We start from the raw sequence: 26,190 nt of genomic DNA on the forward strand, positions 1-26,190 counted from the left end.
TTGATTAAGCTTTCCGCTTTCTGCTTTTTTTATTGATTGATTTTTGATGGATTGAATGATTGATTGAGCTTTCCGCTTTCTGCTTTTTTTATTGATTGCTTTTTTTGTGATTGAATGATTGATTAAGCTTTCCGCTTTCTGCTTTTTTTATTGATTGATTTTTGATGGATTGAATGATTGATTGAGCTTTCCGCTTTCTGCTTTTTTTATTGATTGCTTTTTTTGTGATTGAATGATTGATTAAGAGATTTTCTCTGTCTTTGCGATGTGGAATGAAGAAGCAATCTTTTTATCAAACAGTGACGGTTTTTGGTTAACAGTTTCTAGTTTTAGATGTAGAGTTTTCTGCTTTTAATTTTGAATTTTCCTTTCAAATTTTCTTCTTTAAACCACTTGCTTTATAATTAATTTTTATAATAATTTAGAAACAAGAAATTTTTAGTGTTTCACCCTAGGATCACCCTACTATCACCCTAGAATGAGCCTACTTTATGCTTGGTAAAGAAATGGTAAAAATTACTTAATTTTTGACTTTCAATAAATATTTACTTACTTAGAGTTAAAATCTGATTTATGAAAATACCTATGGAATTGGATGTAAATTATAAACAAAAAAAAATAATAATAACATGATGACTTGCACCTATACCACTGTTTTATGTTGTATTTGTGCAACTTTATTGGATATATATACTAGTTATAGGCAACCCTAAAAGACGATAAAATGAGAGTATATTTTTACATAGCGACATTAGTTTTTCTTGCTTCTTGCGGACAGACAAACAACAATTTGGACAAAAACGAAGTAAGTAATATTGACACTTTAACAAAATCAAATGAAAGTGCATCTTCTCAAAACTATACATTAACGGACAAGACAATAACTTTTTTAAGTCGTGATACAAATAGCTCAATTGTAATAAATGAAGAATTTTGTAAAACTATAACAGAACCTGAAAGAGCAGCATTAGGTTATGTTGCGACTTTCATCGGTAACGAATGTAATTGGGACGGAGACTACACGGACGACAGAAGTAATTTAAAATGTAAAATATTGACTGCGCTAAACTTGGGTTATCAATGCTCTGAAAAACATTTGGGCTTTCTAAGACAGATGTTTAAAAACGACAACAAAGTGTTGGAAGAACTTAAATCTGACAACTGCCCTACAACACCAGACGGTGCGACAATCCAAGACACTTTTGATGAAATTACTCTTACTGTTAAAGGCAACGAAATTTTAGTTTTCTTTAGGGCAAGCGGTATAAATATGAGAGAAGGAGACAGTTGGAGTTGGACAGAAACTGACCGTTTTCAACTTGACAAAGACAACATTAAACTTATAAAGAAAGACGAATCAAAAGTAAAAAGAGAAAAATTCGACACGGGTGAATAACAACGGAAGAAGGGCAGCCTATAATCGAGTAGACGGCTCTGCCAGAAACCTGACAGAGTGCGCCTCTCACACCACCGTACGTACGGTTCTCGTATACGGCGGTTCGTAAACTGATGGGTTGAGCTTTGTGTAAATCTCTAGCATGGGTATGTAGCCTTTTTGCTTTAACCGTTTAATAGTTATGGTCGTATTAAGGATTGGGCTTTGGGCTATTCGCCATCCCCCTTTTCTTGTCCTGCTCCATGCATAAGCATGGTCGGCATCTACTCCTAATCGTATCAGGTTTTTCCTTTTACGTTCCGGTTTCTTCCAGTCCGTCCAAATGCAATAGCGCAGGCGGTTACGCAACCAGCCGTCCATATCTCGCAGTTTACCTGCAATGCTACTTCCTTTAAAGTAGGTAAGCCAGCCTCGGGTAATCTCATTGATTTTATTAATGCGTTCTGATAGACTTTTGGGTGACGTTTTCCGAGTAACTTCCTTTAACTTCTCTTTCAGCTTTGCCCATGCTTTTTCTCCTACTGTTAACTGGTATTGTCCTTTTACTCCTTTTTGGTACGTGGATACAAATGTAAAGCCTAGTATGGTAAAATTACTGGGTTTTACTATTCCGCTCTTTGACTTATTGACTTTCAGCTTTAGCTTGTTTACCAAGTATTTGGTAATGGCTTTGCTTGCCAGTTTTGCATCAGAGGGGAGTTTGCAATAGATACTGAAATCATCGGCATAGCGTACAAACCTTAGCTTTCTCCTTTCCAATTCTTTGTCCAACTCGCCCAGCAGGATATTAGAAAGTAGGGGGCTTAATGGGCTGCCTTGCGGCACTCCTTTGCTTCGTTTTACTAATTTGCCGTTAATCTGTATCGGTGCTCGTAGCCATTTCCGTATCAGTCTTAGCGTAAGCGGGCATTTTACCTTTTGGTAAATCAGGTTTAGTAGCAGGCAATGGTCTACCTCGTCAAAGAATGTTTCTAAATCGATAGCTACGATGTGGCTATAACCTTCGTGGATATTGCTCCATGCTTTTCCTACTGCTGTTCTAGCATTTTTGTAGGGTCTAAAGCCGTAGCTATTTTCATGAAATTCATGCTCGAACTTTGGTGTCAAAACTTGTGATACGGCTTGTTGTAGCAGGCGGTCTACAACCGTAGGGATACCTAATAAACGAAGTTTTCCTCCGCCTTTGGGTATCTCTACTCCTAAAATTGATTGAGGCAGGTATTTGTTCTCTTTTATTCTCTCCAGTAGCGCTTCCCTATGTTTTTGGACATAGGATTTTAAATCGGTGGTTTTTAAACCATCAATACCAGCACTTCCTTTATTAGCTATTACTTGTTGTAATGCCTTTTGGAGGTTTTGGGGGCGTAATACTTGTGCAATCAATTCTTTTACTTTTGTTTTAATTTTGTTCTTCCTGTTCCGCTTCTACAGGGCTATGGCTTACGCCAGTCCTTTGTAAATTAAGAACCAATTTACGTTCGGTCCTTCCTTGTTTGTGAGACCTTGTATCGTTTGTTGATACCTCGTTGCCTCAAGTACTACGACCTCTGCTGACTTCTCTTTATGATTAGCTCGTAATCTAAGAGATCTCCCTCGGTAAGATAAATATCCTTCAATCTACTCCTGCTGAATCTACATCGTTGAGCTTTTGGTTTTCTTTGAACTTCGATGTGCTGTGCCATCTCATCCGCTCAATGATGCCTCTTATCCAGTTTCTGTTCGTCAGTGCAGACTTTTGCAGTCTCGCTTACTTTAGTGTATCGCTCACGCTAAGCCACCTTGCGACTTGCTAATTCTTCCAGGCGTTACCCCAGCGAATAAGGGACTTGCACCCTCTGGAACTCTTTAATCTTTATATTTAAAGAACTATATTTACCATTCAAGGCGCACACACGGGTTTGGCAAAAGTGGCGGTTCAGTGCTACGCAGACACATTTGTGGTTAATCAAAGTTTGGTTCACCGCATCAACATCTGTGGTGAAAATCGCCACCTTCGCCAAGCCCGAAACCGTTATGTGCCATTTTAAGACAACCGACATGAGATTAACACTTACCTTTTTAATTGCTTTGTTTCTTCAGTCCTGTTCTGACAATTACGAACAATCATATGCTGACTATTCAAGTTTTAATAAATCATCAGCAACACAGCAGGGATGGTTTCCCGGCATTGTGGGGCAAGACTGTTTTGACTTTAAAGAAATTCACAATCTTGACAACAATAACTCTTACGGAACTTTTGCATTCACAAACGGAGACAGAATTGATTCTTTACTAACTGACACCTTAAGGTTTGAACAGATTAAGAGTAATGAGGTTGAATCCCTTTTAAACAAAATTGTTTCTCCCAAAAAACCTGAATGGTTTATAAAAGACATTTCAAGGAACTATCTTGACTTTTATAAACAAGAACTGACTTGCATAATTAAAGATAGCGGGAATAAAAGAATATTTTTTGTATATAATTCACTTTGACAGCAACGGCCTGCCAGATAGAAGCAGAGGCTTTAATGTTTTGCATAATGTAAAAAAATGTAAGCAATGAGTGGTGCTAGAGATTATTGCGGTATGTTAGGTAAAATAGAAATATTAAAACTTGAAGCAGACCTAAAATAAGTATGATTTAGCAAACCAGGTACAAGTATCCAACACACAGGGTTAAGGCTGCATACTTGTGTCAGAGATGTTATACCTAATGCTATCCAACCACAGAGAAAAGGACTAAGCAACGAATTTTCAATCTATTTTAGTAAATTAGTGTTGTGAAAAAACAGAAAGAAATCGGACTTGACTTTGTCATCGACAAGCTCACAAACTCAATTGAAAATGTGATAACTGGAGACAGCTTTCCTACTGAAATCTCTGTTCTGACAACACAAGACATTAAAACAATCACAAAGAATAACGGCTGGCTTTTTGACTGGAAATCAGAATTTAAGAATCCAGTTAAAGAAGTTTATAAACTGACTATATGGAACAATCCTAACATTATTCAAGGGTTAGTTTGTTTAGAAGTAAAAACCGACCATGTTTACATGCATTTGGTAGAAAATGCTCCATTCAATAAAGGTAAGAATAAAATGTATGCTGGTGTAGCAGGGAATTTAGTTGCATTTGCTTGTAAACTATCTTTTCAAAGAGGACATGAAGGAAATGTTTCATTTATCTCAAAAACTCAGTTAATCGACCATTATGAAAAAACTCTTGGTGCATTTCATTTTGGTGGAAGATTAATGATTATCGAGACAAAATCAGCACTTGTTTTAATCAATAAATATTTTCAAAATTCATAACATATGAAAACGACAATAAAAGAATTAGAAGTTGACTTTATAGGCGGACAAGAACCTTTAACAGTTCAAGAAGAAAATGCCTTATCAGCGTATTTCAAAAAGAAGAAAACAGAAAAAGTAAATTCGACCGAAAAGAAGAAAACAAAATTGCATAAGGTGAATTAAAAAAAGTACCAGGCATAACAGCAAATTTGTATAAAAATGGCTAACCTACTTAAAAAAAACCTCAATGGCGCCAGACAGAAGCAGAGGCTTTAATGTTTTGCATAATATAAGAAAATGTAAGCAATGAGAAGTGCTAGAGATTAAAACTTGAAGCAGACCTAAAGTAAGTATGGTTTGGCAAACCAGGCACAAGTATCCAACACGCTGGGCTAAGGCTGCGTACTTGCGCCAGAGATGACCGAAAATAATAACAAGGATTACAATGAACATTGACCATATTTTTATATTCACTGACGACAATGGAAAAGTTGCTGACGAATTAGTGGACTTCGGTTTGACAGAGGGAAGTAACAGAATTCACATTGGACAAGGAACAGCAAATCGAAAATTCTATTTCGAAAACTTTTTCTTGGAAATTTTATGGGTTCATAATATAAACGAGCTTACAAGCGACAAAACAAAGCCTATGGGACTTTGGCAACGAGCAGAATATAAAAACAACAATTTTTCGCCTTTTGGACTTTGCCTAGTAAACGCTGAAAACACTGAAGCAATTTTCAATAATGCTTTCAAATATCAACCTGATTATTTTCCACAAGGAATGGAAATTGATATCATAAAAAATGAAGACCAGACAGATTTACCATGGACATTTAGATTGCCGTTTAAAGGTCAAAAGAAAACCGAAAACGAGCCTTTAAGACATAAAAATGATATTTCTGTTTTAACAAATGCGATTTTTGAGTGCGAATCAATTTCTCAAAATACGTTTTTAGAGCATTTAAAAAATCAAAATCAAATTCAATTTACTGAGTCTTCAAGAAATTGGCTGAACTTGATTTTCGACAATGGTAAACAAAGGAAAAAACGAGATTTTGAGAAACTTAAATTGACAATAGAATACTAATAATAAAATAGTAATAATAAAAAATTATGCATAAGAGCTTACATTAGCGTAAGATTAAAAAAAGAAATTGAAGCAAAGACAAATTATCGCTAATGTTCAACGGAAGAAAACTCATCATCGCTACCAAGCATCATAAAGAAAAGCTTATTGCACCTATTCTGGAGAAAGCATTGGGGCTTACTTGTTTTGTAGATGAAACTTTTGATACCGATACCTTAGGGACATTTACGGGCGAGGTAGAGCGTACTTTAGACCCCATAGCAACAGCTCGGGAGAAATGCTTACAAGCTATGCGTAAAAATAATTGCGATTTAGGCTTGGCTAGCGAAGGTTCTTTTGGTCCGCATCCATCGTTGTTTTTTGTTCAAGCCGATGATGAATTTCTGATTTTCATAGACCATAAACATGGTATAGAAATTATTGCTAGGGAGTTAAGCACTGCAACCAATTTTAATGCTAAAAGCATTGCTAATGAGGAAGAACTTCTAGCATTTGCAGCAGAAATTGGCTTTCCTGAACATGCTTTAATCCTGAGGCCATCAAAAGATAATTTTACAGCTATACATAAAGGCATTAACGATGCTGAAACATTAAAGAAAGTATTCCATCAGCTCAACAAGGAATACCAAAGTGTTTATGCCGAGACAGATATGAGGGCCATGTACAATCCCACCCGAATGGGGGTGATAGAAAAAGCTACCTATAAACTGCTAGAAAAAATACAATCGCATTGCCCACAATGCCAAATGCCAGGTTTTACGGTAACAGCAGCCAAGCCTGGGTTAAAATGTAGTTTATGTGGTTTGCCAACCAAATCTACGCTGAGCTATGTTTACAGTTGCCAGCATTGCCATTTTAGTAAAGAAGAAATATATCCTAACCAAAAGCAAACAGAAGACCCTACTTATTGCGATTATTGTAATCCTTAAGTTTTCTAAGACAACATAATTGTCTGGGCAACGTATTAATGATTATATTTTATGTAAATTAAGAATATGAAAAACATCAAACTATCTACGCTTATTTATTTCTTTTGTTTAATATGCTCAACATCTACCTTGCGAGCGCAAAATTCGGTTTCTTATTTTATTTCTTTAAGAGGAGAGATTAGTATCAAGATAGATAAAGCCGACTTTTTTGTTTGTATCTCCACAACAGGGGAAATAGTTAATTTTAGTGCCTTGGCTGATGGAAATATCTCTCGTAATTTTAATGAAAAAATAGATAGAATAGGTAAAGTAAATATTGCTTATGACATTCATGATAGAATCTCTAAAATTGGTGACGAATCAATATCTTATGATATTCATGGTAGGGTGGGGCAAATAGGTGAGACAAGAATAAGCTATAATATCCATGATAAACTTGATTATATAGGTGATAAAAGAGTTTATTATGATATTCATGGCAGGATAGAAAGAATTGGCCAGATAAGAGTTTCTTATGATATCCATGGACGTTTAGATAAACTTCAAAAAGAGGAAGATTTATTTTATCATCCTCTAAATTACGGAAGCCTAAATGAGCCAGTTTATGTAGATATCATAGAAAAATGAAATTAATAAGCTATTTTAACTCCTTAACCAGCTCTTCTTCTTTCAATTCTTTTAAGGCCTTTGTTCGCCAGTAATTGGCTAAAATAGAACCCGAAATATTCATCCAAGGACTAAAAACTGCTGCTGCAAGTCCAACAGTACCCAATTTACCCATAGTACCAGCTAAGCCAGAAGCCATACCTCCGTTTTGTAAGCCTACTTCAAAAGCTATAGTACGGGCAGATGGCTTATCCATCCCCAATAACCTACTAAAGACATAGCCAAAAAAATAACCTGCTGCGTTATGAATCACAGCTACTAAAAACAAAATCAAGCCTACTTGCATTAAATTATCTCTGCCGGCGGCTGTGGTTACAGTTGTAAAATAAATAATACCAGCCATAGAGATATAAGGCATCATCCCATCTAAATTTTTAAATATGTAGGCTAATTGATGATAAGCAAAACCGATGATGATAGCTCCCGCAAAGAAGTTTAAAATCTCTACAGTTTCTAACAATGGTAAAGATAAATAAGTGCTAAAAATGGTCCATAAACCAGCTGATTGAGCTGTTAACCATAAGACAGCCATAATACTAAGGAATTTTACTTTTTGGGCTTCTTTTACAGATGCTGTTTTTAAATAATCATGAATTAGAGCTGCCATGATAGGGACAATCACAATTTTGATAATCTCCATCATCATGTTGATGAATTTAATTTCTATAAGCGTACCTGCTAATAATTTCATCAAAAAGGGTGTCATTAATGGAGCGAATAGGGTAGTGATAGCTGTTACCGTAACAGAAAGCACCAAATTGCCTTTAGCGATGTAAGTCATCACGTTAGAAGCCAAACCACTAGAGCAAGATCCTATCAGGATGATACCGGCAGCAATTTCAGTTTCAAAATGAAATATTTTAGTGAGGATAAAACCCATAATCGGCATCACGGTAAAATGGCATAATAAGCCAATGGTAATGCCTTTCCCGGTTTTGCTGATGCCTGTAAAATCCGAAATTCTCATGTGCATGCCCATTCCAAACATCACCAATTGTATCACGATGAGGATGAGCCATTTGTTACGTAAATCAAAATCGCCCCATTTCTGGAAAGAGGCCGGAAAAATCATCCCGGCAACAACAGCCGTAATAATCCAAGCGGTATATTGATAGCCTTTTAAAGCAGGTAAAGCACCTATACCAATAGCTGTGGATATAGCTAGGCCTAAGGCTGCATATTTCCAAAGATGCGGAGCTTGTAAGCTTAAACCAATAACTAAAACGAGTAAGGCTATAAGAGCCAGAAACAAGCAAATTTTGCGTAACATCAGCATGGTAAAGTTATTTAGGAGTTGATGATTTTAGCCAATTCTTGTATCGCAATAGCAGGGCTTGCCAATATGGGTACAATTTTATCTTCGGCACTTAAGCCATCAACCACACGGGCCATAGAAGCTTGCGCCAGCAAGATTACATCTACTTCTTTACTTAATGCTTTTAATGCAGTACCAACCATTTCATCGTGTTTAGCGGCATCTCCGCTCATCAAAGCTTCAAAAGCACCATCACAAAGCTTAGCAACCAAAGTAATTTCTTTGCCTGCAACTACGGCTCTTCTTCTTACCAAATCGCTAGTAGGCTCTAAAGTGGTGGGTAGGGTAGCAATAACGCCAATGCTTTTACCAGTTTGTACAGCTTGGTCTGCCATGGCTTGGTCTACCCTAATTACCGGAACTTGCGAAAGACTAGCGGCTGTTTCTACCGCAGCACCAATAGAAGAACAGGTTACCAAAATATAATCTGCTCCGGCTGCTTCTGCCGATGCTACCTGATTAACTACTCTTTTTGCCGTTGCAGGCGTAAGTGTTCCCTTGCTGATGACATCTTTAATCAAGCTATCATCAACCATGTTAAAAACTTTGGTGTGGGGTAAATGGGCTTCGCAAAGTCCTTGAAATAAAGGCACCAAGGTAGCAGAGGTATGGATTAATCCTAATGTTTTAGTTTGCATATATGTATGTCTTATGAAATTTTTCCTGATTGTATTTGTTCAAAATAGTTGGGTGCACCTACTTGTCCGCCTTTAAAGTTTATTTCAATGCCATTGGCTGGCGAGTTGGGCGCATAAGCTTTGCATAAAGGAGCTCCGGGACTCATTGGAGCTATCATTTCTACGGCTTCTATGCCTAAAGCTCTGGCAGCATAGCTAGAAGTGTCTCCGCCTGCTAATAGCAGTCTCTGTAGTTTAACTTCTTGTAAAATGGCTCTAGTGATATTGCCTAATGTAGTACCCAATAGGGCAGCAGAGGTTAGCTGCTCATCCTGTTTTAAGATTTGCCCAGTAGTGGCTAAACGGTCATCATCCGGACCTTTACTGGTATGGATAACCACATTTTTTTCTGCTTTTAACAAAGCAATAGCTTTAGCAATAACATCTTTCACTTCTTTATCTTGATGTTTGGCTATGGCTACCGTATCTAAAGCAATTTCTTCAAAACCATGGGCTACAGCCATGTTAATTTGCTGTGCAGTAACGGGCGAACAACTGCCAGAAACAACCAATAAAGGCTTTACAGCGCTAGGCTGAGGCCAATTTTCTTTGTTTTTGATGCGCCCAACCTTGTTCCAATGTAAGCCTAAGGCCATTTCTATACCAGATGATCCTACAGAAAAAAGCGGACAATCTTGAGGGGCGATATCCACAAGTAACTCGCCAATACTTTCCATATGTGTGGCGTCAATAGCATCAAAAAGTATCACTTCGTTTTCTTCTGCTATAAGTGCTTGAAGCTTTTCTTTTCTTTGATTGCTTTCTTTAGCGATATCCAAAATATCAAACAAGCCAGTTTTTACCCGACTTTGTTTAGCCAGATGCAAGCGTAAATCACTCTCGGTTGCTGGCGTAGTAGGATGCTTGCTCATAGAGGGGTGGCGGTCTAAACGGTAAATTTGTCCTTGGCTACCTATCCCCATACGGGCATATAAATTACCAAAAGTACAATACCTGCCTAGGGCCGGGGCAGCAACCACTAAAGGTACTAACGTTTTAAAAACAGCCTTGCCTATTTCTATAGCCCTACCAATGTTTCCTCTTTCTGGCGAAGAGTCAAAAGTAGAGCAAACTTTATAATGCACATGCTCTGGATTGATAGCTTTTAAGGCCTCAAAAGCTGGTTGTAGTGTTTCTTGCATAGCTTGTGGATGCATGGTCCTGCTCATGCCGGCAATACCAATAGCTTGTAAATCTGGGTATTGTTGCAATTGCGTTTTGCTTGGCGCCGATATAAACAGCATAGTTTTAATACCTGCCTTACTCAAAAACTCAAGCGCATCTGTAGAGCCAGTAAAGTCATCCCCATAAAATGCTAGTAATAACCTTTTTGATGCTACGCTCATGCTTTTTTGCCAAATTTTTCTACAGAAAGGGCAAACTCTGGATATTGTTGTACCGCTTCCGCGATGCTTAAACCATTTACAGCTGCTTCCCATGCTTGTTTTAATGCCGTAACACCAGCACTAGCACCTTGTGGATGCGCTAAAATACCACCACCTGCCATGTAAAGAAGATCGGTAGTTTGGGTACGCCTATAAGTTTCTGGTGCTTGGCCACCCCATTGCCCTGATGATACCACAGGCAAAATATTGTAGCCGCCTAACAAAGGTTTCTGACATGATTTGATAGATTTAACCACAGAATCGTCAGACTCCCAAAACTTATTTTGTATACCATTAACATGGATTTGATCAACCCCAACCAAGCGCCATAACTTTTGGTAAGCCGGAAATTCTATCCCCAATAAAGGATGACGGTTAAGCATTCCCCAACCGTTTCTATGTCCGTGGATACACAACTGTCTATTGTCGCAAAGTTTCTTAACACCTGCTAAGCCAACACTATTTAAGCTAATCATGGCGCAGGTACCTCCATGAGCAAGAATGGTATCGTAATTTCTTTGCATCTCATCTAGCTCATTGCTGATATTGAAGGCATACATTACTTTTTTACCTGTTTTATCAGCATGTTCATTAATCACCCTCATTGCTGCTTCTACTCTTTTAGCAAAAGGCGAATTGGCAGAGGACGACATCAATTCATCATCCTTAATAAAATCTATACCGGCAGTTACCAAAGTTTTTACCAAATCTGCGGTTTGCTCTGGCGACATGCCAATGCTAGGTTTGATGATGGTGCCTATCATAGGTCTATCGTAAACCCGAGTGAGCGCTCTAGAACCTGCAACACCAAAAGCAGGACCTTCAAAATGCTGTCTAAAAGAATCCGGAATTTCTATATCCATCAGCTTTAAGCCCGTAAATTGGGTAAGCTCATATAAATTTCCTTGCAGGGTAGAAATCATCACCGGAAGGTTATAGCCAAAATTTTCTATCGACCATGATATTTCTAAATTAGCCCTGTGGTATTTTTTGCCAGCAGTCATGATACCCGGAATAGCAGGTTCATCTACGGTTTCTAAGTATTGGATATTTTCTACCCGGGCAGCAAATCTATTTTTTAGCTCTTCGGTTTCGCCGGGTACAGCCACAAAAGTCCCTGATGATTGTTCGCCAGCCAATATTTGCGCTGCTTTTTCAATCTCTAAAGGTGTTTCTATGTAATAATGTGCGGTTACTCTTTCCATATTATTGCTCAATAAAATTGATGATATCTTTTTTTCTGTATTCTGGTGTTACTTTCAAGTGTTTTAGTTTGCCGTTTTCCAAGGTGGCCTCAATGGTGGTTTGCTTGGGTGCATGTAGTTTAAAGCTTACATCTTTAGTTTTAGGCCAAGCGGGGAAAATCATAATTTTATCTCCATCGCATTGCATCAGCATTTCCTGTAAACCTATCATGCCAGAGCCTCCCCAGTTATGGTCTGGTGTCCAATCAAAACCTGGCCCCCAAAAGGCCGGAAATCTTCTGCCAGAGTCTTTCAATTTTAAAGTGGTTAAGCGGTAAGCTTCATCTGTTAAACCTAAACGGGCGGCAAAAATATTATCCTGTTTCCAACCTACATGACTTCTAAATTTAAGCGCATCGGGGTCGTATTTGTAAGTATTGATAGCCGTATCTAAGCCTGTTTTTCCTAGTCCAAATATCCCCCAAGGGTAAACCGGATATAGCTGAGGTGTTTCTGTATTGTTGATACGCTCCCAAAGTTTAGCTGGGGCAATGGTAGTTTTACCCTCAACCTCACGATAAGTAATAGGAGGGATACGCTTCAACATGGTCTCCCATTGGGCTTTTTGTGTGGCAGATAAATAATTATCAGGCAAGGCCAGTAAACGTTCTAAAACTGTTTTTAGAGCGGCTATGGTAGCGTTAGCATTATAAGCCATTTTATAGGTCTCGGCAGCAGAACCTGGGTATAAAATCAAATGCCCATGAGCATCTAAAGTTTTGCTGCCTCTTTGCTTAGCTAAATAAGTATAATGCTCGTTAAAAAAAGTTAGGCAACTCTCTATAAAAGGTATGTATTTTTGGATGTCTTTACCCGCATATTTTTCTTGCTCTAGCATCATCATGCAAAACTCTAAAACGGTATCCCACTCGTATTCTAGCCAAGCATTATACTCCATACCTTTATCATAATCGGCAGGCCTTTTCCAGCCATATTCTGCCGGATTTGGCAGTCCAAAATTTTCTAATTGCTCTGTAAAAGATGCTCCTTTATGCTTCCAGTAAAATTGGGTGCGTAGCTCGGCATTTTTTAAAGCATTCAGGTAGAAATTAAATTGCGGCAACATCAAATCAAAATCTCCTGATTTTAACATGGGCCAATACACCAATCTTTGGTTTTGAGCGGTATGCGTACCACCACCCCAATTCCTAAAATCTGGAGTAAATTTTTGTGTGCTATCTGTTAAAGAAGGATCGTAAGTAAATAAGCCACCGTTAAATTTAGTAGGCCATTGCCCAAAAGCATTACAGCCAAGCATATACCTAAAAAGCTGATAATTTCTACCTATTTGCCAATCCTCGGTATTTTCTTGGGCTTTGGTGTAGATATAAGAACGTTGCCAATAGTTGCGCCACCATTGTATGGTGTTTTCTTGTGCTTTCTGGTCTTTGATAGCCTTAAGCTGAGCAGCTTTTAATTCATTTTTCCAGCTGTTGATGTCTGGCTTTTGCGCCTGGTATAAAGTAATATTGATTTGCTGATATTTACTGGCTTTGATGCTACTTAAGCTCCAACCTTTAAAATCAGTATCCAGATATTTGCCTGTATGCATTCCGCTGGCTTTCATATTGCTTGCGCTGATGATTCCGCCTGAGGTTAAATACGCTAAAGGATTGTATAAACTATCTTGAATAGCTGCCAAACCTTGCTGTTTAACGGTAGCATCAAAAACAGTTTGCTTACGGTTTTTATGGTAAAAAAGGATGTTATTTTGCTCAAAATTGATACTATCGGCATAAACAATAACGGGTTCTTGTGGTGCCCATTTCCAAGAGTTGGCATTGTTGGCTTTCCCTTTTAATGCCCTGTCTTGGTAGCGCCAGCTTTCATAAACCAATTGGGTGTGTATAGCTTCCTTACTTTTTACTTCAACCCTAATATTCGGATGAAAAACATCTACACTTATTTTTACAGTTGTGCCTTTAGCTCCATCAATGGTAATAAAACCCTCTTTTAAATGAAGCTCTTGCTTAAAAGTACCATCAGCAAAAGGGTTTGGGCTTAGTTTTATTCTTACCCTGCCCAGCTTTAAAAGCATGTTATGCTCGTCAAAAGTACCGCTTTTAGATAAGTAAAAAAGGATGTCATTTCCCTCTGTCCAAACGTTTAAACCTATATCTCCACCTCCGCAAGGCATAGACTCTCCTGAATTTTTACTTTGCGTAAACCACACTGGGTGGTAAGAAGAAATATCTTGCGCAACAGCAGTTAACTGCAACGCTAAAAGGAAAATGAGGCTATATAAAGTTTGTTTTTTCATTTAAAAATCATCAGTTCTGAAAGATGAAAGCGGTAAGCCTTCGGTAGAAAAAAGTTCGCCTACAACAAAATCTTTAAAAGCATACCTTACTGCAACAGGCTCTTTTACCATAGGAGAAGATACAACAACAGTACTGCCTTGTATGCTGGCTTTCGCCGGATAATATTGTTTATTGGCCCCGGCAACTTCAAATTGTTGTAGCTCTTTGCCATAGCTGGTTAGGCCGTTAGGGGCGTTTTTAAATTTTACAGTGATAACGCTTCCGCTGATTTGGGTGCTTTCTACTGCCGGACTAGCATAACCAAAGCCTTTTAAGCCATAAGTTTGGGCCAATGCTAATAAAGCCAAGCGGGTTCCAACTGGCTCTTTATGCATGGGGTGGATGTTGTTCTCTTCGCCAATATCTAACAAAACCGCCATGGCCGAGTTGCTAATCTTAGCTTCTGCTTTACGCTGGGCATCTCTAATATAGGCCGAATTATACTTGCCACCGTAATGGTAAGGAGGTAGCTGTGCATAGTTATAAGGGGCTATTTGCGCATAATAGAAAGGAAAATCTCCTTGTTTCCATTCGCTCCTCCAATGTTTTACCATAGCTGGGAATAAAGACTCGTACTGGTCTGGTCTTTCGTAGTTAGATTCGCCCTGATACCAAATACACCCTTTTATCGCATAAGGAATAATAGGTTTTAGCATGGCATTGTATAACAAAGTAGCTGTACGGTTAGGAGACTTTATACTATCTTGCCTTTGCGGGATGTTGATGTCCTTAAAATCCTGAAGGGCTTGTTTGCTCATCCAGGCTTCTGCAACAGAGCCACCATAACTGCAATTAATTAAACCGATTGGCACTTGCAGCATTTCTTGTAAAAGCCTGCCAAAATAATAGCCCGTAGCACTAAAATTAGCAATGCTTTCTGGCTGTGCCACCTTCCAAAAAGAAGTTTTGCTGGTGTCTTGTGGTAATAATTGTGAACCTCTGGGTACGGTATACACCCTAATATTTGGGTTAGCTGATTTTAGTACCGCGGCATTTGCACCCCAAACAGGTTGGCTTTTAAAGCCTTTCATGGGCATTTCCATGTTTGATTGCCCACCACATAACCAAACTTCGCCAATAAGAATATGCTGTAATTTTATATTTCCTGATGTGCTCTTAACCTTAATTTCCTGCTCAGTGAAGCTAGCTTTGGGTGTTTGTAATTGTACCCACCATTCGCCTTTACTATTGGCTTTTATAGTTTGCTGTTTATTATCCCAACTGCTATAAATGGATAGTTTTTCATTTGGCTTGGTCCAACCCCAAAGCTTTACATCTGCCTGCTGCTGTAAAACCATATGGTTTGTAAAAACACGAGCCAATTTCACCTGAGCCTTTAATGAAAGACTGAGGAAAAGCAAACTCAGCACAAAGCTGTAAAAGCGTAAAATCATTGTTAAAAGAGATATTTAAGGTTTATTTAATGAAATTAAGCAAGTTGTACGTTATAGAGAAGTTTTTGCTAAGATGATACAGAACTTGGAGAAAATGGTATAATGGTTAGGGGGAGGGAAGTCCGATGTCCGAAGACCGATGTCCGCGGTCAGATGTCCGCTGTCCGAAGACCGATGTCCGAAGACTGAAGGGAGTGTCAAGACTAAATCCGTAACGCTCAACCCAAAACTGATAACTAACAACCGGCAACCAACAACTAATAACTGGCAACCGATAACCGGCAACTAACAACTGGCAACCGATAACCGACAACTGATAAATAAATATGGGACTTTTTCCATCTCATCGGTCATGATATAAAAGCCAAGGCTTTTAAAAGACCATAATTCCTTTTAAATTTAAGATATGAACAAGATTTTATTAATGGCAAAACAGGGGTTTTATTACTTGAGTACTTTGTTTTTAGTATTGGCACTAAACGGTCATGCGCAGGATGATTTCGTAAAGAAAAGCTTTGCTACGGCGGCTCCGCTGTACGAAAATCTATTGAAAACTACTGAAGGAAATTTCAAAGATTATCCGCACTCTTTATACCCTGATGGTAGGTTGAAATATCTTCAAATAGACGAGTGGACAGGTGGTTTTTGGCCGGGTGCCTTATGGTATATGTACGAGTTTACTAAAGACGATAAATGGCGTAAACATGCGGAAGCTTGGACAAATTCATTAGAAACAAACCAGTACAATACCCAGCATCATGATATTGGTTTTATGATGTATTGTAGCTACGGAAATGCCATCAGGTTTAACCCAAATCCAAAATATCAAGAGATTTTGGTGCAATCTGCTAAGTCTTTATGTAAAAGATATTCGCCCGTGGTAGGCAGCATCCAATCTTGGAACAAGCGTAAATCAAAAGGGAATATCAATACTTGGGAATATCCGGTGATTATGGATAACATGATGAATTTAGAATTGCTGTTCTATGCTTCTAAAGTAACGGGCGATACCATTTATAAACATATCGCTATTAAGCATGCCGAGCAAACCATGAAAAATCATATTAGGCCAGATTATAGCTCTTTCCACGTTGTAAACTACGACCCTAAAACCGGAAAAGTATTACATCAGCAAACTTTACAAGGTTTTTCTGATAACTCTACTTGGGCTAGGGGGCAAGCCTGGGGCATTCATGGTTTTACCACTACTTATCGTGAAACCAAAGACAAAAGATTTCTTAAAACAGCTATCGGTTTGGCAGATTTCTTCATCAAACATCCAAACCTGCCAAAAGATAAAATACCTTATTGGGATTTTAATGTTGGACAGCCAGGCTATAAACCCGATTGGAATTTTAACCCTCAGCAATACCAGCCTATACCAAGAGATGCATCGGCAGCAGCCATAACCAGTTCTGCCTTGTTAGAGTTAAGTACTTATGTAAAAGGAGCAAAAGCTAAATTGTACAGAAACACCGCTATCCAGATGTTAAAGTCTTTAAGCTCTGATGTTTATCTTAATACCGATAAAGCTAATCCTTACTTTTTATTGAAGCATAGCACTGGTAATTTACCAAGTAATAACGAGGTGGATGTGCCACTTATATATTCAGATTACTATTTCCTAGAAGCTTTATTGAGGTATCAAAAACTAACAGCTAAATAAAATGAGAAAACTGATTGCTATAGCGCTCTTGCTTTTAACTTTCACCAACTTAATGGCGCAACAGCAAGAGCTATCACTTAAAGTGATGTCTTTCAATATCCACCATGCTAACCCACCAGCAGAGGAGCAAAGTGGTAAAATAGATATAGATGCGATTGCAAATACCATAAAACAAGCAGATGCAGATATCATTGCCCTACAAGAAATTGATGAAAACACCCAGAGAAGTGGCAAAGGCAACCAAGCAAAGCTGATAGCGAAAAAGCTAGGCCTAAAAGTATATTTTGCTAAAGCGATAGATTTCCAAGGGGGGGCTTATGGGATAGCCATATTATCTAAATTCCCGATGAGCGAGCATCAAATATACCGCCTTAGCAATCAAGCTGATGCAAAAGCAGAACCTCGTATCTTACAAATGGTAAAGCTAAAATTACCTGGAAAACGTTACATCCGCTTTGCGAATACCCATCTTGATTTTTTAAAGACAGGTAACCGCGAGTTGCAAGCGCAACAAATTGTAGACATCGCTAAAGCAGAAAAATTGCCTTTAATTATAGCGGGCGACTGGAATGCTAGTCCGCAAAGTAAAACCTTAAATATCATGGACAGCGCCTTTATCAGAACCTGTACAGATTGCCCTACAACCTATCCGGATGATCAACATAGTGCCGCTATAGATTTTATCGCTTTTGATAAAAGAGTAAATATTAAAGTAAAAAGCCATCAAGTTTTAAACCAGGTACAGGCATCAGACCATTATCCTATAGTGGCAGAACTGGTTTTGAATAAGTAATTCATGAAAAGATGATCAGCAGCGTTTCCCAAAAAGAGCGCTGCATCTAACCACCTAACCACCCAACCACCTAACCACCCAACCCACTAACCACCTAACAAACTAACCAACTAACCACCTAACCACCTAACAAACTAACCATCCAACCAACTAACCACCTAACCACCTAACCATCCAACCACCTAACAAACTAACCATCCAACCACCTAACCACCTAACAAACTAACCATCTAACCACCTAACCACCTAACCACCTAACAAACTAACCATCTAACAACCTAACCATCTAACCATCCAACCACCTAACAAACTAACCACCTAACAAACTAACCATCTAACCACCTAAGCCCCATAAAGCCTATGCATCACTATAACATGTGGTAAGGTAATCAGCGAAAGCAGGATAAAGGCTTGTCCGATATTAAAATCAAAGAAATAGAGGTAGAAGCCAAATCCCGCAAGGGAAATAAAGCTAAAAGGTAGCATGGCTATAAAGAAATCTCTTTTAAGCTTTTGATAATGTTGGGTATAGAAAATCACCTGATGCTGGGTAGATTGTAAAGCATGCCACAAGCAAAAAACTACAATAAAACCAAATAATAAAGGCGTGAAAAGATACCATAAGGTTACCAAAACAAGCTGTAAGCAATATTTAAAAAAATGCTGCTTTTGGTAAATATAGATGCTGATGAGGTAAGCAGCACCGAGTAATAATAAGGTTGCTATTTGCCAGTTAGTTAAAGAAAGCGGACTGGTATCATAAATAAATTCGTTAAAATTACCTTTGCCAATCATGGCTTTGAAGATAAATAGTGCTTCTTCCAAATGTAAAACTACAGGGAAAGCTAGTAAAATAACTCCCCACAAAATAGAGGGTATGTATTTAACATGCTCATTCTCGAAATTAGACTGACCAAAATGATGGAAAGAAACCATGAAAAATATAAGCAAAGCTGCTAAGGGTATAAAGTACCATAAAAGCGCATAAGCAGCTATAATCCCTAAATAAAGCGCAAGAAATTTTAGCATTCCCCACCAGTTCTGCTCTTTACGGTATAAATGGTCGTTAGCACCATGCGGAATACCTATAGTGCATAATAAAATGCCGGCCAAAAGAACCTGCGTAATAGGGCCAAAGGGGAAGAAATAAAAAAGCAGCAGCAATGCAAACTGCAAAATCATTTGTAGGTTAAACAATTTAGAGTTGATGTATATCATAGGTTTATTTGATGAAATAGCGAACTAATGATTTTAAAAACAACAAGATAGGTAATTTTGAAAATATCATCATCTCTTCTTTAATGCTGGTCTCTTCGTCCAGAAACTTTAATATTCTTGGGGTAGGTTGTTTTTTAAAAAGTGTCTTAAAAATTTCTTTACCACGCTGCGGCTGCGCTACTAAAATTTGTAATAACAAAATATCATAAAGTCTAAATCGCCAAGGCCTATAAGTGGTAGGTATGGCACTATGGCTAACCAAAGCTTTAGCTACATCATCTGCATATTTAGCCATTCTTTTAAATCCGTAGCCTGTGGTAGGTTTAATAGCTCCGGCTAAGGTTCCTAAATAAATAACATTTTCATGCTTATCTAAAGTTTTACGTTTATTGTCAAAATGGGTAGTCATGGGTATAGCACCAACTTCTGTTTCTATAATCTCGAAAGATGTGTTTTTGCTTGCCAAGTAGTTTTTTAAGATTTCCTCGGCTTCAGTGATACTCAGTTTGGCTTCTCCAAAACGGGTTAGTTCTACCAAAGATTCGCTATCAGAAAAGGGCAATTCATACATAAATTGGGTATGGCCAAGCTGTGGTATCTCAAAATCCATTAAAGTCATCCGTGTAGCATCAAAACTGGCATGCTGCATTTTAATCCTCCAACCCACAAAAGATTGCCATATTAAAATATGTTGCTCTCGTTTCTGGTTTAAATAAGTTTTAAGTCTTTTAGAAGAAAAAATATCTTCCCTTTCTGGTAGGGCAGATAAAAATAGTCTCTCGGTTTTCCAAGAGCTGTCTTTAGTTTTGATGCTTAAATCAGGGTTTTGCTGATAGTTTTCAAATGAAGTATACAGCCAGGTAATATTTTCGCAGCCCGATAAAAGGCCTTTCATCTTTTTATAAAAATCCTGACTTCTGATATGGTAATAAGCATATGGGTAAATGCTACCACTTTTAGAAGTGATATGAGCATTGTGAGAATAATGCCAAACTTTATCTGCCAAAGGCTGCGGATAAAGCTCTTCTTTAGCCCAATAGCACCAAGTTCTATCATTAAATTTTTGCGAGTCTTGTTCTACCAAAACAAGCGTTTTATCTTTTAATAAACCATGTTTATATAAAGCATAAGCCATCCATAAGCCAGATGCACCAGCGCCAATAATGGTATAATGATAAAAAGGATTTGTTGTTTGCATACAACTGGCTAAAATTGGCTTTAAACAAAAACGGAACTTGCTTAAGGTTCCGTTTTCGAGTTAGTTAGTTAATGTTAATTAAGCTTTTTTGCTATTGATAGCGATGTTATACACCACTAAACCAAAGCCAATTTTGTTAATAGCATCTGCAATGTTATAAAGTAAATCTACATTGCTAGATTCCCATCCTAAACCGGTATTTAACCATCCACCAGGCATACACATGTAACCAATTGGATAAATAGCCCAACCCACTAAAACAAACCATCCTAAGGTATTGATACCTTTGATAACGGTACTGTCGCCAGTGTTTTTTGCCAATTGAGCAACTTCGCCATACCATGCTGCATACAATACATACACATAGCCAATGGTAGATAAAGCACCCCATAAAGCAACTTGGGTACTGTCTCCGCCAGAGAATGCCTCTCCAATGTATCCAGTTACCAACATAAATACCGAAGCAATAATTAACTTCCATAATAAAGAAGTTTTAGCGCCAGCAGATTTAGTTAATAAATAGAACTCCACACACATCAACGGCACTGTTAAAGTCCAGTCAATGTATCTCAAAGCAGTAGGTGTTTGGCCAGTTGCTAAATAATAGTCTCTCATGTAGTAGTAATGTACTGCAGCAATCCCCGTAATTAATGCAGATACTAACATAGAAAGTTTCCATTTTCCGTCTACACTTCCTCTTTCAAAGAAGAAGAAAACAGATGCAGCTAACATAGCCATGTACCCTGTAAAGAAGGTAAAAGCAACTGGGTCATCCACTGGGATGGTTACCACGTTTAAAATTGTTGAAATCATAAAATTTTGTTTAAGGTTTTATAATAATTGTTCAACAAAATTAAATACAAAAAGTTTTAATTGTTTGATTTTTAGGTGTTTAATTTATTAACAAAATTTAGGTATTTTTTAAAAATGTGCCTTTTTGCCTATATAAAGCCTAATTGTAGCGGGGAATAATGTGTAATTTTTACCTCAAAAATTTTCATAATAAGCTAAAATTATCTTTAAAATAGATGTCTTTGGTCTTTATTTTCAGTTGCCAACTGCCAGTTTTTTAGTTGTGAGTTTCAAGTTCTGGGTGTAGAATTTCCTGTTTTTTACTTTTGAATTTTCCCTTTTCCCTTTTGAATTTTCCCTTTTTAACCAGAAAAGCCCATTCCATACTACTATCATCCGCCAGTCCGGTGCTTTGCTTAACTCCTCGTCCATTTTCCGCAAAAGCTCCAAATGTCCTGTGGGGTATCGCCCTCGCCCCGGTTTAGTTGGGGTAGGGTTGGTGCTAAACGCAGCTAAAAGTTTAAAACCTTAGCTATTGGAAAAAGACTAACTGTTTGTAGTGAGAACTTCCTAAGGTTGCATCCTCATTATTGTCTTTATCACATGATTATTATAGCCACGGGTTTAAACCTGTGGCTATAGAAACAATATGAGAATTGTGATTTGCTTTCATTCTTTGAACTACTGATATTTACAACAATACCAAAGCGGACAACCTGTTTTAGACTTAGTTGTGATTTGCTTTCATTCTTTGAACTACTGATATTTACAACAACAAACTGCTCATCTATAATATCTGTTGCTGAGTTGTGATTTGCTTTCATTCTTTGAACTACTGATATTTACAACAACGTTAGCATACGTTCTGCTACTGCAAGTCCGTTGTGATTTGCTTTCATTCTTTGAACTACTGATATTTACAACAACACAGCTTTCGTTTTGTGTGCAAGTGCAAGTGTTGTGATTTGCTTTCATTCTTTGAACTACTGATATTTACAACAACTGAATCTGCGCAAAGAAAGTTAAGCTATTAGTTGTGATTTGCTTTCATTCTTTGAACTACTGATATTTACAACAACGTACTCTCTTTATGCCGTACTCTTTATTCTGTTGTGATTTGCTTTCATTCTTTGAACTACTGATATTTACAACAACGGACAACCTGTAAACGGTTTTCCTCCTTCGGTTGTGATTTGCTTTCATTCTTTGAACTACTGATATTTACAACAACGGTGGTAAAACTGGTGTTAGTGGTGAGGTTGTTGTGATTTGCTTTCATTCTTTGAACTACTGATATTTACAACAACCCGAGTTCCTCCCCTTGTTTCTTTTTTATTGTTGTGATTTGCTTTCATTCTTTGAACTACTGATATTTACAACAACTTATATTAGAAGCACTAATGTAGCCTTGCTGTTGTGATTTGCTTTCATTCTTTGAACTACTGATATTTACAACAACTCTAAAATCGCCAGCGATGCGGTCGTTTTGTTGTGATTTGCTTTCATTCTTTGAACTACTGATATTTACAACAACCTCTAAAATCGCCAGCGATGCGGTCATTCTGTTGTGATTTGCTTTCATTCTTTGAACTACTGATATTTACAACAACGGTTTTGTTTTCTGATGTTTCTTGTTGAAGGTTGTGATTTGCTTTCATTCTTTGAACTACTGATATTTACAACAACTTTCCAATTGACTTTAAGTTTCGCGGTAGCGTTGTGATTTGCTTTCATTCTTTGAACTACTGATATTTACAACAACCCAAACAGTTATAACATAGCAAAAGAATTTGTTGTGATTTGCTTTCATTCTTTGAACTACTGATATTTACAACAACAAAAGAAAGCGGATTACAGTTATCAAAGCAGTTGTGATTTGCTTTCATTCTTTGAACTACTGATATTTACAACAACTTTTAAAGCTGTAAGGGTTTGGGGTGGTTTGTTGTGATTTGCTTTCATTCTTTGAACTACTGATATTTACAACAACTTTATGTCCTGTAAGCAAACTTAACGAGGCGTTGTGATTTGCTTTCATTCTTTGAACTACTGATATTTACAACAACAACATCTAGTTTGTTGTTTAGGAATTTACCGTTGTGATTTGCTTTCATTCTTTGAACTACTGATATTTACAACAACCAGCTTGCACCTCTTCCAATACCAATCCCCGTTGTGATTTGCTTTCATTCTTTGAACTACTGATATTTACAACAACAACATCTAGTTTGTTGTTTAGGAATTTACCGTTGTGATTTGCTTTCATTCTTTGAACTACTGATATTTACAACAACTGTAGGGCTTTGGAGCGGTAATCGGCTGAAGTTGTGATTTGCTTTCATTCTTTGAACTACTGATATTTACAACAACAAATAACAAGGCATTACAACGTAGGAACTCGTTGTGATTTGCTTTCATTCTTTGAACTACTGATATTTACAACAACACATTTTTTCCTGCAATTCGGCAATGTTTAGTTGTGATTTGCTTTCATTCTTTGAACTACTGATATTTACAACAACGGCTCTTTCTTTGGTGTTGCAAGCACCTAGTTGTGATTTGCTTTCATTCTTTGAACTACTGATATTTACAACAACTCTCGGTAAGGGCTTTTTAAAACCATCAATGTTGTGATTTGCTTTCATTCTTTGAACTACTGATATTTACAACAACCTCTAAAATCGCCAGCGATGCGGTCATTTTGTTGTGATTTGCTTTCATTCTTTGAACTACTGATATTTACAACAACTAATAACTCTAAGTTACCTGCTTCCCTACTGTTGTGATTTGCTTTCATTCTTTGAACTACTGATATTTACAACAACTTTTAACTCGGCCTTACTTTGTGGATCTATGTTGTGATTTGCTTTCATTCTTTGAACTACTGATATTTACAACAACAACGAGGATTAATAATACTGTTTACACCAAAACGTTGTGATTTGCTTTCATTCTTTGAACTACTGATATTTACAACAACAAATAACAAGGCATTACAGCGTAGGAACTCGTTGTGATTTGCTTTCATTCTTTGAACTACTGATATTTACAACAACATCCGTTTGAAACATCGGTATACTTTCCGTGTTGTGATTTGCTTTCATTCTTTGAACTACTGATATTTACAACAACTTGGGCTTTGTTTTTGTGCATTTCGTTTCCGTTGTGATTTGCTTTCATTCTTTGAACTACTGATATTTACAACAACGTTGTAAGAAATGCTTATAGGCAAATTACTGTTGTGATTTGCTTTCATTCTTTGAACTACTGATATTTACAACAACAATAGTAATCATAGAAGACACTGTTTACAAGTTGTGATTTGCTTTCATTCTTTGAACTACTGATATTTACAACAACTTGAAGACGCTCTACTTTGTCCATGTTATCGTTGTGATTTGCTTTCATTCTTTGAACTACTGATATTTACAACAACGCCCCAGCGGTAACTGTTTTAGTTTCATCGTTGTGATTTGCTTTCATTCTTTGAACTACTGATATTTACAACAACGTGTCCTATAATACAAGACTCTAAACCTGTGTTGTGATTTGCTTTCATTCTTTGAACTACTGATATTTACAACAACGCAGAGTTATTCAATCTTGTAGCATCGTTAGTTGTGATTTGCTTTCATTCTTTGAACTACTGATATTTACAACAACCTAATCTGTCTTGTACAGACCTAGAGTCTAGTTGTGATTTGCTTTCATTCTTTGAACTACTGATATTTACAACAACATAGAACTACAGCTATATATTATACAGACAGTTGTGATTTGCTTTCATTCTTTGAACTACTGATATTTACAACAACCCACCAAGTCCTCTGGGTAGTCTTCATTATGTTGTGATTTGCTTTCATTCTTTGAACTACTGATATTTACAACAACTACGTATAATTTATTTGGAGCTGAAACTATGTTGTGATTTGCTTTCATTCTTTGAACTACTGATATTTACAACAACTCATAAAGCTATGGCAGTACTTTACAGACCGTTGTGATTTGCTTTCATTCTTTGAACTACTGATATTTACAACAACCAAATTTACCTTTAAGATTAAAACCCCTTGGTTGTGATTTGCTTTCATTCTTTGAACTACTGATATTTACAACAACTTATGAAGGTTTTCCTGTAATTAGACATTGGTTGTGATTTGCTTTCATTCTTTGAACTACTGATATTTACAACAACACAAAGAATTGGCACATGGTAGCCTCCATTGTTGTGATTTGCTTTCATTCTTTGAACTACTGATATTTACAACAACTACAGTTACTACCGTACCATTTTGTACATTGTTGTGATTTGCTTTCATTCTTTGAACTACTGATATTTACAACAACCACTTGGGAAAGGCTCTACTGGTGTAAATGGTTGTGATTTGCTTTCATTCTTTGAACTACTGATATTTACAACAACCACGCAATAAAAATGGCTTTCTTTTCTGTTGTTGTGATTTGCTTTCATTCTTTGAACTACTGATATTTACAACAACTGGTAATGGTTTTCATCCTACTACCGGGCGGTTGTGATTTGCTTTCATTCTTTGAACTACTGATATTTACAACAACTGGGTGGTACTTCTGGCAGCTCTTGCCGGCGTTGTGATTTGCTTTCATTCTTTGAACTACTGATATTTACAACAACTTGTTTATTGATATTCTTTTGTTCTTGGCTGTTGTGATTTGCTTTCATTCTTTGAACTACTGATATTTACAACAACCAGCCTTTAACCTTTTTACCTCATCCACATGTTGTGATTTGCTTTCATTCTTTGAACTACTGATATTTACAACAACAAAGTCAGGAGACCTGCCTAATCGCTCTTTGTTGTGATTTGCTTTCATTCTT

19 protein-coding genes and 1 CRISPR repeat array (1 of these 20 only partly in view) are annotated in these 26,190 nt (G+C 37.3%); of the genes, 9 read left to right on the plus strand and 10 right to left on the minus strand.

The features are described 5' to 3' along the window. The first annotated feature begins 724 nt into the window (after positions 1-724). Complete coding sequence (locus GJJ64_RS03315) at positions 725-1,396, plus strand: hypothetical protein (protein ID WP_154286328.1); 672 nt, start codon at positions 725-727, stop codon at positions 1,394-1,396. Positions 1,397-1,462: 66 nt separating this feature from the next. Here GJJ64_RS03315 and ltrA read toward each other — a convergent pair whose 3' ends face one another. Beyond that, positions 1,463-2,779: a group II intron reverse transcriptase/maturase gene (ltrA, locus tag GJJ64_RS03320; RefSeq protein WP_154286329.1), complete on the minus strand. Its 1,317-nt coding sequence runs from the start codon at positions 2,777-2,779 to the stop codon at positions 1,463-1,465. A gap of 654 nt (positions 2,780-3,433) precedes the next feature. On the opposite strand from ltrA, the gene GJJ64_RS03325 reads away from it, so the two are divergent. The 6 genes from GJJ64_RS03325 to GJJ64_RS03350 all read left to right on the plus strand — a co-directional run bounded on the left by GJJ64_RS03325 (position 3,434) and on the right by GJJ64_RS03350 (position 7,314). After that, complete coding sequence (locus tag GJJ64_RS03325; RefSeq protein ID WP_195759208.1) at positions 3,434-3,868, plus strand: hypothetical protein; 435 nt, start codon at positions 3,434-3,436, stop codon at positions 3,866-3,868. A 287-nt stretch (positions 3,869-4,155) separates the two neighbouring features. Continuing rightward, positions 4,156-4,686, plus strand: a complete 531-nt coding sequence (locus tag GJJ64_RS03330) for a hypothetical protein (RefSeq protein ID WP_229655445.1) — start codon at positions 4,156-4,158, stop codon at positions 4,684-4,686. Between the two features lie 3 nt (positions 4,687-4,689). Continuing rightward, the gene (locus tag GJJ64_RS03335) at positions 4,690-4,851 is read left to right on the plus strand and encodes a hypothetical protein (RefSeq protein WP_154286331.1); all 162 of its coding nucleotides are present in this window, start codon (positions 4,690-4,692) and stop codon (positions 4,849-4,851) included. A 262-nt stretch (positions 4,852-5,113) separates the two neighbouring features. After that, positions 5,114-5,758, plus strand: coding sequence for a VOC family protein (locus GJJ64_RS03340; protein ID WP_154286332.1), 645 nt, complete (start codon positions 5,114-5,116; stop codon positions 5,756-5,758). A gap of 92 nt (positions 5,759-5,850) precedes the next feature. Beyond that, complete coding sequence (locus tag GJJ64_RS03345; protein WP_154286333.1) at positions 5,851-6,687, plus strand: DUF6671 family protein; 837 nt, start codon at positions 5,851-5,853, stop codon at positions 6,685-6,687. 66 nt (positions 6,688-6,753) lie between these two features. Further along, complete coding sequence (locus tag GJJ64_RS03350) at positions 6,754-7,314, plus strand: hypothetical protein (RefSeq protein ID WP_154286334.1); 561 nt, start codon at positions 6,754-6,756, stop codon at positions 7,312-7,314. A gap of 10 nt (positions 7,315-7,324) precedes the next feature. On the opposite strand, the gene GJJ64_RS03355 is transcribed toward GJJ64_RS03350, so the two are convergent. Genes GJJ64_RS03355 through GJJ64_RS03380 form a run of 6 tightly spaced genes read right to left on the minus strand, consistent with a single transcriptional unit; the run spans position 7,325 to position 15,668 of the window. Next, positions 7,325-8,623, minus strand: coding sequence for a bile acid:sodium symporter family protein (locus tag GJJ64_RS03355; protein ID WP_229655446.1), 1,299 nt, complete (start codon positions 8,621-8,623; stop codon positions 7,325-7,327). Positions 8,624-8,640: 17 nt separating this feature from the next. Then, positions 8,641-9,306, minus strand: a complete 666-nt coding sequence (locus GJJ64_RS03360; protein ID WP_154286336.1) for an aspartate/glutamate racemase family protein — start codon at positions 9,304-9,306, stop codon at positions 8,641-8,643. An 11-nt stretch (positions 9,307-9,317) separates the two neighbouring features. After that, a complete protein-coding gene (locus GJJ64_RS03365; protein ID WP_154286337.1) occupies positions 9,318-10,691 on the minus strand; it encodes a four-carbon acid sugar kinase family protein in 1,374 nt (457 codons plus the stop codon). After that, complete coding sequence (locus GJJ64_RS03370; protein WP_154286338.1) at positions 10,688-11,935, minus strand: ribulose-bisphosphate carboxylase large subunit family protein; 1,248 nt, start codon at positions 11,933-11,935, stop codon at positions 10,688-10,690. Before GJJ64_RS03370 ends, GJJ64_RS03365 begins: the two co-directional genes overlap by 4 nt. 1 nt (position 11,936) lies before the next feature. Then, positions 11,937-14,234, minus strand: coding sequence for a DUF5703 domain-containing protein (locus tag GJJ64_RS03375; protein ID WP_154286339.1), 2,298 nt, complete (start codon positions 14,232-14,234; stop codon positions 11,937-11,939). After that, positions 14,235-15,668: a sialate O-acetylesterase gene (locus GJJ64_RS03380; protein ID WP_154286340.1), complete on the minus strand. Its 1,434-nt coding sequence runs from the start codon at positions 15,666-15,668 to the stop codon at positions 14,235-14,237. It lies immediately after the preceding gene. A gap of 406 nt (positions 15,669-16,074) precedes the next feature. Between GJJ64_RS03380 and GJJ64_RS03385 the strand changes: the two genes are divergently transcribed. Together GJJ64_RS03385 and GJJ64_RS03390 are read left to right on the plus strand one after the other, a co-directional pair. Beyond that, on the plus strand, positions 16,075-17,334 hold the full coding sequence (locus GJJ64_RS03385; protein ID WP_229655447.1) for a glycoside hydrolase family 88 protein: 1,260 nt from the start codon (positions 16,075-16,077) through the stop codon (positions 17,332-17,334). A 1-nt stretch (position 17,335) separates the two neighbouring features. Next, on the plus strand, positions 17,336-18,127 hold the full coding sequence (locus GJJ64_RS03390) for an endonuclease/exonuclease/phosphatase family protein (RefSeq protein WP_154286341.1): 792 nt from the start codon (positions 17,336-17,338) through the stop codon (positions 18,125-18,127). Positions 18,128-18,469: 342 nt separating this feature from the next. Here the strand turns inward: GJJ64_RS03390 and GJJ64_RS03395 are convergent, their stop codons facing one another. The 3 genes from GJJ64_RS03395 to GJJ64_RS03405 form a co-directional block, all read right to left on the minus strand. Next, positions 18,470-19,345, minus strand: a complete 876-nt coding sequence (locus tag GJJ64_RS03395; protein WP_154286342.1) for a Brp/Blh family beta-carotene 15,15'-dioxygenase — start codon at positions 19,343-19,345, stop codon at positions 18,470-18,472. 4 nt (positions 19,346-19,349) lie between these two features. Further along, positions 19,350-20,543, minus strand: a complete 1,194-nt coding sequence (locus GJJ64_RS03400; RefSeq protein ID WP_154286343.1) for a lycopene cyclase family protein — start codon at positions 20,541-20,543, stop codon at positions 19,350-19,352. 78 nt (positions 20,544-20,621) lie between these two features. Next, a complete protein-coding gene (locus GJJ64_RS03405; RefSeq protein WP_154286344.1) occupies positions 20,622-21,356 on the minus strand; it encodes a bacteriorhodopsin-like in 735 nt (244 codons plus the stop codon). A 634-nt stretch (positions 21,357-21,990) separates the two neighbouring features. After that, a CRISPR array of direct repeats spans positions 21,991-26,190; the repeat unit is 46 nt; unit sequence GTTGTGATTTGCTTTCATTCTTTGAACTACTGATATTTACAACAAC (it continues 6,249 nt past the right edge of the window).

The sequence above is a fragment of the Pedobacter puniceum genome (assembly GCF_009674685.1).
In the GTDB taxonomy this organism is placed as follows: Bacteria; Bacteroidota; Bacteroidia; order Sphingobacteriales; family Sphingobacteriaceae; genus Pseudopedobacter; species Pseudopedobacter puniceum.

Bases quoted from the DNA above. Each gene is read 5' to 3' on its own strand.
- GJJ64_RS03365 (WP_154286337.1), bottom strand. From the start codon at position 10,691: ATGAGCGTAGCATCAAAAAGGTTATTACTAGCATTTTATGGGGATGAC.
- GJJ64_RS03395 (WP_154286342.1), bottom strand. From the start codon at position 19,345: ATGATATACATCAACTCTAAATTGTTTAACCTACAAATGATTTTGCAG.
- GJJ64_RS03400 (WP_154286343.1), bottom strand. From the start codon at position 20,543: ATGCAAACAACAAATCCTTTTTATCATTATACCATTATTGGCGCTGGT.
- GJJ64_RS03355 (WP_229655446.1), bottom strand. From the start codon at position 8,623: ATGTTACGCAAAATTTGCTTGTTTCTGGCTCTTATAGCCTTACTCGTT.
- GJJ64_RS03345 (WP_154286333.1), top strand. From the start codon at position 5,851: ATGTTCAACGGAAGAAAACTCATCATCGCTACCAAGCATCATAAAGAA.
- GJJ64_RS03360 (WP_154286336.1), bottom strand. From the start codon at position 9,306: ATGCAAACTAAAACATTAGGATTAATCCATACCTCTGCTACCTTGGTG.
- GJJ64_RS03315 (WP_154286328.1), top strand. From the start codon at position 725: ATGAGAGTATATTTTTACATAGCGACATTAGTTTTTCTTGCTTCTTGC.
- GJJ64_RS03375 (WP_154286339.1), bottom strand. From the start codon at position 14,234: ATGAAAAAACAAACTTTATATAGCCTCATTTTCCTTTTAGCGTTGCAG.
- GJJ64_RS03390 (WP_154286341.1), top strand. From the start codon at position 17,336: ATGAGAAAACTGATTGCTATAGCGCTCTTGCTTTTAACTTTCACCAAC.
- GJJ64_RS03405 (WP_154286344.1), bottom strand. From the start codon at position 21,356: ATGATTTCAACAATTTTAAACGTGGTAACCATCCCAGTGGATGACCCA.
- GJJ64_RS03335 (WP_154286331.1), top strand. From the start codon at position 4,690: ATGAAAACGACAATAAAAGAATTAGAAGTTGACTTTATAGGCGGACAA.
- GJJ64_RS03380 (WP_154286340.1), bottom strand. From the start codon at position 15,668: ATGATTTTACGCTTTTACAGCTTTGTGCTGAGTTTGCTTTTCCTCAGT.
- GJJ64_RS03325 (WP_195759208.1), top strand. From the start codon at position 3,434: ATGAGATTAACACTTACCTTTTTAATTGCTTTGTTTCTTCAGTCCTGT.
- GJJ64_RS03340 (WP_154286332.1), top strand. From the start codon at position 5,114: ATGAACATTGACCATATTTTTATATTCACTGACGACAATGGAAAAGTT.
- GJJ64_RS03350 (WP_154286334.1), top strand. From the start codon at position 6,754: ATGAAAAACATCAAACTATCTACGCTTATTTATTTCTTTTGTTTAATA.
- GJJ64_RS03370 (WP_154286338.1), bottom strand. From the start codon at position 11,935: ATGGAAAGAGTAACCGCACATTATTACATAGAAACACCTTTAGAGATT.
- GJJ64_RS03385 (WP_229655447.1), top strand. From the start codon at position 16,075: ATGAACAAGATTTTATTAATGGCAAAACAGGGGTTTTATTACTTGAGT.